This is a genomic window from Sodalis sp. (in: enterobacteria) (assembly GCF_047607725.1).
Taxonomy (GTDB): domain Bacteria; phylum Pseudomonadota; class Gammaproteobacteria; order Enterobacterales; family Enterobacteriaceae; genus JBLKSS01.
On sequence record NZ_JBLKSS010000101.1, the window covers coordinates 1 to 9,354 of the forward strand.

At 59.7% G+C, this 9,354-nt stretch carries 8 protein-coding genes and 2 pseudogenes; 4 read left to right on the forward strand and 6 right to left on the reverse strand.

Translation table 11 applies throughout. The features are described from left to right. Nucleotides 1–133 precede the first annotated feature (133 nt). Nucleotides 134–1,436 (reverse strand): annotated as a pseudogene (gene clcA, locus ACMX3H_RS09595) (H(+)/Cl(-) exchange transporter ClcA). Nucleotides 1,437–1,613: 177 nt separating this feature from the next. Between clcA and hemL the strand changes: the two are divergent. After that, nucleotides 1,614–2,894: a glutamate-1-semialdehyde 2,1-aminomutase gene (hemL, locus tag ACMX3H_RS09600; protein ID WP_415210651.1), complete on the forward strand. Its 1,281-nt coding sequence runs from the start codon at nucleotides 1,614–1,616 to the stop codon at nucleotides 2,892–2,894. A 187-nt stretch (nucleotides 2,895–3,081) separates the two neighbouring features. Here hemL and ACMX3H_RS09605 read toward each other — a convergent pair. The 5 genes and pseudogenes from ACMX3H_RS09605 to ACMX3H_RS09625 form a co-directional block, all read right to left on the reverse strand. Further along, nucleotides 3,082–4,646, reverse strand: a pseudogene (locus ACMX3H_RS09605) (iron ABC transporter permease); the annotation flags it as partial. Nucleotides 4,647–4,672: 26 nt separating this feature from the next. After that, nucleotides 4,673–4,864: a hypothetical protein gene (locus ACMX3H_RS09610; protein WP_415210652.1), complete on the reverse strand. Its 192-nt coding sequence runs from the start codon at nucleotides 4,862–4,864 to the stop codon at nucleotides 4,673–4,675. After that, nucleotides 4,857–5,300, reverse strand: a complete 444-nt coding sequence (locus ACMX3H_RS09615) for an ABC transporter substrate-binding protein (protein ID WP_415210653.1) — start codon at nucleotides 5,298–5,300, stop codon at nucleotides 4,857–4,859. The genes ACMX3H_RS09610 and ACMX3H_RS09615 overlap by 8 nt, the downstream gene beginning before the upstream one ends. A 39-nt stretch (nucleotides 5,301–5,339) precedes the next feature. Then, complete coding sequence (locus ACMX3H_RS09620; protein ID WP_415210654.1) at nucleotides 5,340–6,080, reverse strand: ATP-binding cassette domain-containing protein; 741 nt, start codon at nucleotides 6,078–6,080, stop codon at nucleotides 5,340–5,342. Between the two features lie 521 nt (nucleotides 6,081–6,601). After that, nucleotides 6,602–7,255: a TetR/AcrR family transcriptional regulator gene (locus ACMX3H_RS09625; RefSeq protein WP_415210655.1), complete on the reverse strand. Its 654-nt coding sequence runs from the start codon at nucleotides 7,253–7,255 to the stop codon at nucleotides 6,602–6,604. A 326-nt stretch (nucleotides 7,256–7,581) separates the two neighbouring features. Between ACMX3H_RS09625 and ACMX3H_RS09630 the strand changes: the two genes are divergently transcribed. The 3 genes from ACMX3H_RS09630 to ACMX3H_RS09640 all read left to right on the forward strand — a co-directional run bounded on the left by ACMX3H_RS09630 (nucleotide 7,582) and on the right by ACMX3H_RS09640 (nucleotide 9,260). Continuing rightward, a complete protein-coding gene (locus ACMX3H_RS09630; RefSeq protein WP_415210656.1) occupies nucleotides 7,582–8,103 on the forward strand; it encodes an enoyl-CoA hydratase/isomerase family protein in 522 nt (173 codons plus the stop codon). Beyond that, nucleotides 8,090–8,263 (forward strand): hypothetical protein, encoded by a 174-nt coding sequence (locus ACMX3H_RS09635; RefSeq protein ID WP_415210657.1) that lies wholly within the window; start codon nucleotides 8,090–8,092, stop codon nucleotides 8,261–8,263. The genes ACMX3H_RS09630 and ACMX3H_RS09635 overlap by 14 nt, the downstream gene beginning before the upstream one ends. A 124-nt stretch (nucleotides 8,264–8,387) precedes the next feature. Then, nucleotides 8,388–9,260 carry an MFS transporter gene (locus ACMX3H_RS09640; protein ID WP_415210658.1) on the forward strand — a complete coding sequence of 291 codons (873 nt, stop codon included), beginning with the start codon at nucleotides 8,388–8,390 and terminating at the stop codon, nucleotides 9,258–9,260. The last annotated feature ends 94 nt before the right edge of the window (nucleotides 9,261–9,354 follow it).

Genomic DNA, 9,354 nt, shown 5'->3' on the forward strand with positions numbered 1-9,354 from the left:
TCAAACCGGGATGGAAATAAAAGTTATTAAAATCAATACAATGTGAAAATGCAATGAGCATAAGCGTGTAACGTAGGTTTACTGTCTCATACAACAAACCCACCAATAATTCAAGACGTCCTCCACGGGGCGCTTACGAATAAAGCGGCTTGCCGCCCAGGAACTGCGCCACCAGCGTTGCGCCCAGACAGGTAATAATCATCGGTAAAATCAGTTGATAATTATCCGTCATCTCCAGCACCAGCACGATCCCGGTCAAGAGCGCCCGCACCGAGGCGGCGAACAGCGCGCCCATGCCGGCGATGGCAAAGGTACCGGCCTGTAGACCGTCTTCTGGCAATAACGTCATGGCGCCGACGCCGAAAGCCGTGCCGAGCAAGGTACCTAACGCCAGCATAGGCGCGAAAATGCCCCCTGGCGCGCCCGAACAAAAGCACAGCAGCGTGGTAAGCATGCGCGCCAGAAAGATGAAGAGCAGCAGGCTGAACGTGTAATGCCCGGCGGCGGCCAGCGGGATCAGGTTAAAGCCGCCGCCGGCAGCAAACGGACCCCAGCGTCAGGATGCCGCAACCGCCCCCCAGCAGACCGCCTATGGCGATGATTTTGCGCCAGGCGTCGCCGTGCAGGCGTAAGAAAACGGCCTGTACGCGCAGGATAAGCGCATTGAACAGGACGCCCACCGCGCCGAAAATAGCGCCCAGTAGCAGATAGAGCTACAAGGTATTGACCGGGGCGAAGGCTAATTTGCCCACCGCGATAACGGTCCGTTCGCCGTTGAACAGCCGAAAAACAATGCTGGCCATAATGACGCCGATAAAGACCGCTTTAATCGAGATTAAATTGTAACGGAACTGTGGCCGCATCTCTTCAATGATAAACAAAATTCCCGCCAACGGCGCATTAAATGCCGTGGTCAATCCAGCCGCCGCCCCGGTCGCCAGGAGCGTGTGGCGCGCTTCCGCGCCGCGACGCCTGCAAACATCCACCACCATTCGGCCAAGATTGCCCCCTAACTGCACCGTAGGACCTTCCCGCCCCAGCACCATGCCGGCGCCAAGCGTCCCCATGCCGCCGATAAACTTCACCGGAATAACACGCCACCAGCGCCCCGGCCGCAGGTCCTCCAACGCGCCTTCGATCTCAGGAATGCCGGAGCCGCCGGCCTCAGAGGCGTAACGGCATACCAAAAAATTTCCCATCATCGCCAGCAACGCCGAGAAAACAAACGCCGCCGGCGCTGCAATATGTAATACCTGAACACCATTGACCGCTTTCTCGAACAGCACGCCCACGAGCCCGGCAAGCGTGCCCACTAACGCTGCAATGAAGAGGATCAGCACCGGCGTCTTATCGCGGTAGAGAAGTTTGCGAAACATATGCCGGCGCGCCTGCTGCTCCCGCGGTACCGAGGTGTAGGAAAGATTTGTTTTTGCCATAAGAATATAGTGCCTGTAAGTCCACCACGTCAGTTTGCGCGCCCCGCAGGGCGCTGTCGCCGTTGTCGCTTAAATGCCCCCGTTGCGCGGGCACGCGTCGACACGGTGATTTCACAATGCACGCCAGTTGATTACACTACAGGGGTTAGGTCTATTTTGCCATTCAGGAGCCGATTGATGAGTCATTCCGCAAGTTTGTACGCCGAGGCGCAGCAGCTGATCCCCGGCGGGGTCAATTCACCGGTGCGTGCATTCAATGGCGTTGGTGGTACGCCGCTGTTTATCGCCAGCGCCGACGGCGCCCGCATAACCGACGCCGACGGCAACAGCTATATCGACTATGTCGGCTCTTGGGGCCCCATGGTGCTGGGCCATAACCATCCGGCGGTCCGCCAGGCGGTGCTGGACGCCGTACAGCGCGGCCTTAGCTTCGGCGCGCCCACTGAAATCGAAGTGAAAATGGCGCGGCTGGTGACCGAGCTGGTGCCGTCTATCGAGAGCGTGCGCATGGTCAACTCCGGCACCGAAGCCACCATGAGCGCCATCCGGCTGGCGCGCGGCTATACCGGCCGCGATAGAGTGATTAAATTTGAGGGTTGCTATCACGGCCACGCGGACGGGCTGCTGGTCAAGGCCGGATCCGGCGCGCTCACCCTGGGGCAGCCCAGCTCTCCCGGCGTACCGGCCGATTACGCCAAATATACCCTCACCTGCAGCTATAACGATTTGCAGTCGGTGCGCGAGGCGTTCACGCTTTATCCCCGCGATATCGCCTGCATCATCGTCGAACCGGTGGCGGGGAATATGAACTGCGTTCCGCCGCTGCCCGGATTTTTGTCCGGTCTGCGCGTGCTGTGCGACGAGTTTGGCGCGCTGTTGATTATCGATGAGGTCATGACCGGTTTTCGCGTGGCGCAGGGCGGCGCGCAGGCCTATTACGATGTGAAACCGGATTTGACCTGCATGGGCAAAATCATCGGCGGCGGCATGCCGGTCGGCGCCTTTGGCGGCCGCCGGGAGGTGATGGCGGCGCTGGCGCCGACGGGACCGGTCTATCAGGCTGGCACCCTGTCGGGCAATCCGGTCGCCATGGCGGCGGGCTACGCCTGCCTGCGCGAGGTCGCCCGGCCAGGCGTACATCAACAGTTAATGCAGCAGACAGAACGTCTGGCGCAGGGGCTGCTGTCGGCGGCGGAATCGGCGGGCGTGCCGCTGGTGGTCAACCACGTCGGCAGCATGTTCGGTCTGTTTTTCACCGATTCGCCGAGCGTTACCTGCTTCCAGGACGTACAGACGTGCGACGTGGAACGTTTCAAGCGGTTCTTTCATGCCATGCTGGCGGCGGGGATTTATCTAGCGCCGTCGGCGTATGAAGCCGGCTTTATGTCCCTGGCGCACGGCGACGCCGAGATTCGCTTCACGCTGGAGGCCGCCGCACAGAGTTTCGCCCAACTGTGACCGGTTGGCCGCGCGGGCCAGGTTTACGCGGTTTTTCCGCCGCTCACCCCTGCGGCCGCGGCCGGATGCCACACCGCCCCGGACGCGGGGCGCCTCTTCCCCGGCGCGGCTATCAATGCCGACGCCGCGCTAGCGTTATCGTCTCAACGCGGCGGACATCGTAACCGCCGCGCTACCGCCCCGCCCGTTACCGCCCCTGGCGGCGCAGCAGCCAGATGAAATACGGCGCGCCGATAAAGGTCGCCAGTAATCCGGCGGGGATTTGATTGGGGAACATCACCATGTGCCCGCACCAGTCGGCGAACATCATCAGGAGGCCGCCGATCGCCGACGCCATCAGCCCCTGCGCCACCGGTTTATGGAAGCCCAGCATGCGCGCCATATGCGGAGCCATCAGCCCGACAAAGCTCAGTGGCCCGACGGTCAGCGTGGCGTTGGCGGTCATGACGGCCGCCAACAGCAAAATAGACAGCCGCGCCCGCACCCGCGGTACTCCTAGCGACAGCGCACTGGCGTTGCCCAGCGGCGGCACAGTAGCATCAGCAACAGCAGACAAAACGCGGTCACCGCGCTGAAGATGGCCTGCCGGGGAGTCACGCCGTAGGTTGAGCAGGAAATCCACGACAGCAGGCCGCCCAGGCGCGGATCGCCGCTTATCAACAATAGCGTAATGAGCGTGGTGAACGCGGTGCCGATAGCGATGCCCGCCAGCAGCATACGCTGCGGCGAAAAATGGCGGCGGCCGGACACCAGTATTATCGCACCCAGCGTCAGCGCGGCGCCGAGGCTACCCGCCGGCAGTTGCCAGGCAAACACATCGCCGGGGATAAGCAACATAAGCAAAATCACTGCACCGGAAGCGCCGGCGCTGATGCCCAACACTTCGGGGCTGCCCATGGGATTCGCGATCAGCGCCAGGGCAGTAGATGCAGCATTTCTTCGCCGTGAGCCCAATGCCAGCCTTCGGCGTTGCGCCCAAACGTCAGCGACAGCCAGACCCCTGCCAGCACCAGCAGCGCCCCCGCCACCAGCCACAACGGGGAGTAGCGGCCCGTCGTTTACCGCTGCAGCGTCTGACCATCGGTGGCCGGTTGCGCGGTATGGCGCAGCCGCGGCAGCAGCCACAGCAGCAGCGGCGCGCCTATCAACGCGGTGGCCGCGCCGGGGGGGACCTCGTGCCAGACGCGGGCCAGCCACACCACCGATTGGTCGGTCAGCCACAGTAACAATGCGTCGATAAGCGGCGCCAGGAAAAGGCGATGCAGCAGCCGACGGGCGCCTAAAAGCCGCGACAACAGCGGTGCGAACAGTCCGACAAAGCCCACGATACCCACCGCGTTGACCAGCACCGCGCTTAACACGATAGCCAATACCAATAATAGCGCCGCCAGTCGCGCCAGCGACAGACCGAGGCCAAGATTGCGCGCCACGCCGTCGTCCACCCCCAGCAGGGTCATCGGTCTTAACAATAACAGCACCAGAAACCAGGCCAGGATCACCCGTGGCAGTAACCCGGCGGCGACCTGCCAGTCCTGCTGATTCAGGGATCCGCTGCTCCACAAAAACAGGTTTTGCAGATACTCATAATGGAACAGCGCCAGCAAACCGTTGGCGGCGCTGCTATAAAGACTGATCACCAGGCCGGCCATTATCCAGGGTCACCGGCGACATACGCTTGCCCCAGGCAACGCCGAACACCAGCCCCCCACCAGCAGCGCACCCAATAGCGCCGCCAAGGTGGCGCCGTAATACCAAATCGCCGGCGCCGGCTGCCAGCTCTACTGCCGCACAAAGGGGATCGCCTGCCATAGCGGCGTTTTGCTTATGCGCTGGCACAGGGCGCCGTCGTCCTGCTCGAGTAAAATGGCGCGGCCCGGCGGCAACGCGATCAATTTTTCGATACCCAGTTGATCCAGCACCTGCTGGAACAGGTGATTACGCCCTACCACCAGCGCGTGGCGCTCATCCATCACCGTGAAGACCAATAGCGGCTGCCGCCGATAAGATGCGAGCGTCGGCGCCGSNCTGCGCCAGTTGCCGGGCGAACCAGGCTAAATGCGCCCTGCCGACGGCCTCGCGATCAAGCCTTTGCGCCAGCGCCATAAGGGAGACGCGCGCCATATCCAGCGGTTTTCCCGCGCCATCGGTGTAGGCGAATCCCATCGCGGGCGCGACGGCCTTCAGTTGCGCCGCGCGCGGGCCGTAGCCGGCGGAATAGAGGATCATGTCCGGCTGCAATGCCGCCATCAATTCCAGATTGGGCGTCACGCGCTCCCCGACATCAATCACCTCCGGCGGCAGCACCGGCTGTTGCACCCACTGGCGATAGGAGACGATATCCGCCACCGCAATAGGGGTAATGTCCAGGGCGAATAACAGTTCGGCCGGCAGCCATTCGACCGCCACGATGCGTGGCGCGGCCGGCAACGGCGCGGCCAGGGCTTGTCACGCCAGCAGCATCGCGCTCAATAACCGCCGGCGTGGGAGACAGGCGGTGGATAAAAGGTGCGCCATCAGTAGACGAAGCTCACCGGCGCACCGCCGCCGGGTGGTCGCAGTAGCGCTATCGTGCAGGACGGCAATCACGGTGAGGCCACGCTGGCGACTCAGCCGCTGCACCAGCGCCAACACGTCAACCTGGTGCGCGATATCCAGCGCCGAGGTCGGCTCGTCCAGCAGCAGGCAGCGGCTGTCCTGTGCCATCGTCATCGCCAGCCAGGCGTGCTGCCGCTCGCCGCCGGACAAACTGTCCACCAACCGATCGGCGAAAGCGTCCAGCCCCACCAGTTCGATAGCCTCCTGCACATGCTCGCGATCGGCGATGCTAAAACGGCCAAGGGCGCCATGCCACGGGTAACGCCCCAGTGCCACCAACTCCCGTACCGTCATGTCTTCCGCGGCGGGCAACTGCTGCGGCAAATAGGCCACCTGTCGGGCGAATGCTTTACTGTCCCATTCCGCCAACGGCCGGTCATTGAGCCGCGCTTCGCCGCCGCTGGCCGATTGATGGCGGCCGAGGATCTTCAAAAGCGTTGATTTGCCGGAGCCGTTATGGCCAATCAGACCGCAGACTTGGCCTGGCGGAAAGGAAAAATCCAGCGGATGCAGCAGCGTACGGCCGGGCACGGCAAAGCTAAGCCCGCGCAGGCTGAAATGAGCGTGTGATGGTGGGTTTGCGTTAGGCATAGGCTCTATCTGATTCGCGGGCGTAGCGTGCGCGTCCTGACAAAATGTGTGTGATATCTCATGACGATGGCGGTAATCCGGCGCTCGCCGTCACGGCGGCGGGCGGCGCCTGTCGGCTCACCCATGACAGACCGTCGCGCCCGGCGACATAACGCTTGGGCATAAAGGTAAATGACAATTATTCAATTAGAGATAATGATATTCATAATATGAATCATTTTGCAAGCACTATTCATGGCGTCGGCCTAGGCGATGCCTAGCGCCCAACGGCGCGATTCATGAGCTCGACCGGGACGATTCATGGCGTCGACGGGCAGCCCTACTTTTTAATGCCGACTGCGACAGCGGGCGCCGCTCCCCTTCGTGTCATGGGCCGCCGATAGCTTAGGGGTAGGCCCCCTCTCCGGGCTATTGGCTTTTGCGCCTGGCGGGCTGCGCTACAGCGGGGGCGGGATGAGCATGCCGTGACGCCTCCTGGGAGGGGTGAGCACGGGCCAAGCCGCTTGCACCAATCGCCTGTGTCAGGGTTTAAGAAGACGTAAAATGGTGTCGACGTTAAAGGCAAATCGCGTGTCGAGGGCGTCGTCTGAAACGAAATTTTGACCATAGATAACTTCGAGAGTATAGCGATTGTTCAAATAATAATACCCTACCGACGCCATCGTAATATAAAGCTGCCCCGGGTCCACGCCCGCCCGAAAGACGCCGGCCGCCACGCCGCGATCCAGGATGCGTTTGATCCTGCCGACAAAATCCACGTGCAGCAGGGCAAAACGTGAAGATCGTTTGACATGAATGGCTTTATGAAGGTTTTCGCTATTCACCAGCGACATAAATTCCGGGCGCTTTAGGTAATAGTTCCAGGTAAACCGCATTAGCGCGCAAATGGCGTCAACCGGCTTTAAATCGTCCAGCCCCAGCGCCTCCTCGGCGGTGCGCACATCGGTATAAATGTCCTCCAGTACGGCCTGAAAAAGATCGTCCTTACTGTTGAAATATTCATAGATCAGGCGCTTATTCACGCCTGCCTTGGCTGCTATACCGTCGATGCGCCCCCCCCCCAGCCCAAGGCCGGCGAATTCATCCATCGCCGCCGCAAGGATCAGCGCTTTCGTCTGCACCGGATCGCGCGGACGCTTTTTAACGACGCTTTTTTGTGGCGGATTCTGTTGCATAGGCTCAGCTTAGTTATTCAATTTTAATGAAAACTATACGCTAAATTACGGTTGTTTTGCACCGTTTGGACAAGAATATCCCCGCCTGCGCCTCGCCCGTCGCAGGGTGTTAATGCGGGAAAATTATCCCTAGACCCCTGGTGTTATTTCCGTTAGCAAGCCGTGATCGAACAGCTCACGTGCTTTCAAAATTTGATCGCTATCCCACATTGAAACTTTTTTCCGGTACCGGCGATATTGAAAAGCGTCGGGCTCTTGAGAGCGAGAAAAAAGGGTGCTATCTTAAGTAACGAACCGGTTCGTTACATGCGAATAAGAGGACGATTATGGCGCTACATCATGAAATAGAGCTTGAGGTCGAACAGGGCATCGCCAGATTCACGCTCAATAAATCCGCGACGCACAATGCACTCACCCTCGACATGCTGCGCGCGCTTGATGAGGGCCTCGCCCAATTGGAGGCGAGAGAGGACCTCCGGTGTATTTTATTTTCCTCAACCAGCGAGCGTTTTTTTTGCAGCGGCGCGGATATCAAAGAATGGGGGGATATTAATCCTGAAAAAATGGGCAGTCTGTTTATCCGCACCGGCAATCGCGTTTTTCGCCGTATCCGCGAGATGGACGTTCCCACCATTGCGGTCATGTCCGGCCATGCCCTCGGCGGGGGTTGGAACTGGCGCTGGCCTGTGATTTCCGCTATGCGGCCGAGGGGATCAAACTCGGGTTGCCCGAAGCCTCGCTCGGCGCCAGAGAGCAGCTTGATACGTATTCCAGGGAATCTGCGCGCGGCTGACGTCGCGTTCTCCCGCGGCTCTCACCGTCGGCAAGCGGCTGATGCGCATAATTGAACCGCCGGCGCTGGATATCGCCCATGAATTAGCCGCGTCGGTTTGCAAAGGAACGGCGGATGCGCGGGAAGGCGTCGCGGCCTTTCGTGAAAAACGCCCGGCCGATTTTGGCCGCGATCAGGAACTCGCTCCCCCTCCCTCCCGATACCGGGCCGAATAATGCCCTTTGGGGCAACGAAAGGCATCGCCGCCAGGTGGAGTGGCGGTCTATGGCCGTTAACGCGTTATGTCGTTAAGCGATGGATGGGTTATCTGACGGCAGTACTCTACTGAAGGTAATAACAATGAAAAACGTTTTAAGGCATTATCGGTGGCGTATTTGCGCACTGCTCTTTGTCGCCATTAATTACCTTGATCGCCAGGTGCTCGGCATTCTCAAACCAGAATTAGCGGCGAGATTTCACTGGACCGAAACCGATTACGGCTACGTCGTGACGGTATTTGCCTTTTGCTACGCGCTTGGCATGGTTTTCGCCGGAAAATTCGCCGACCGGTTCGGCGTCAAGATGGGCTACAGCGTCTGCGTCTTGGTCTGGAGCCTGGCCTGCTGCGGTCATGCTTTTATCCGCAACATGTTGGGATTCGGCGTCATGCGCGCCTTTCTCGGCCTGGCGGAGGCGGGCAGTTTTCCCTGCGCGGTAAAAGTGGTGTCGGAATGGTTTCCGCGCTCAGAGCAGTCATTGGCCGTGGGTATCATTACCTCCGGCACCAGTATCGGTGCCGTGTTAGCGCCGGTTTTAGTCCCCTGGCTCGCTGTGAGCTTCGGCTGGCAAAGCGCCTTTTTGTTGACCGGTATTCCAGGCTTCATCTGGTTTGCCTTCTGGTATGTCATGTATTATGCCCCGCAGAAACATCCTCGCGTTACCCCGCAGGAATTACATGTCATTCGACAGGACAAAGAGACGGTCCAGGAAAAGGATGACGGGCAAACCGTCGGTTGGTTTTCGCTGTTCAAACACCGCGCCACCTGGTCAATTGTGGTCGGTAAAGGCATGACCGACCCCATCTGGTGGTTTTTATTATTCTGGCTGCCCTCTTATTTCAATAGCCGCTTTAATCTGGATCTGCAGCACCTGCAGATTCCGACGTATCCGATCATCTGTTCCGGCGACATCCGATCAGTTATTCCGATATTTTCCGATCACCCATTCCAGTGATATTCGATCACGTGTTCGCTTATCTTCTGACTCAGTTTTAGTCTATTTTTCCGTAAGCGCCCCGTGGAGGACGTCTTGAATTATTGGTGGGTTT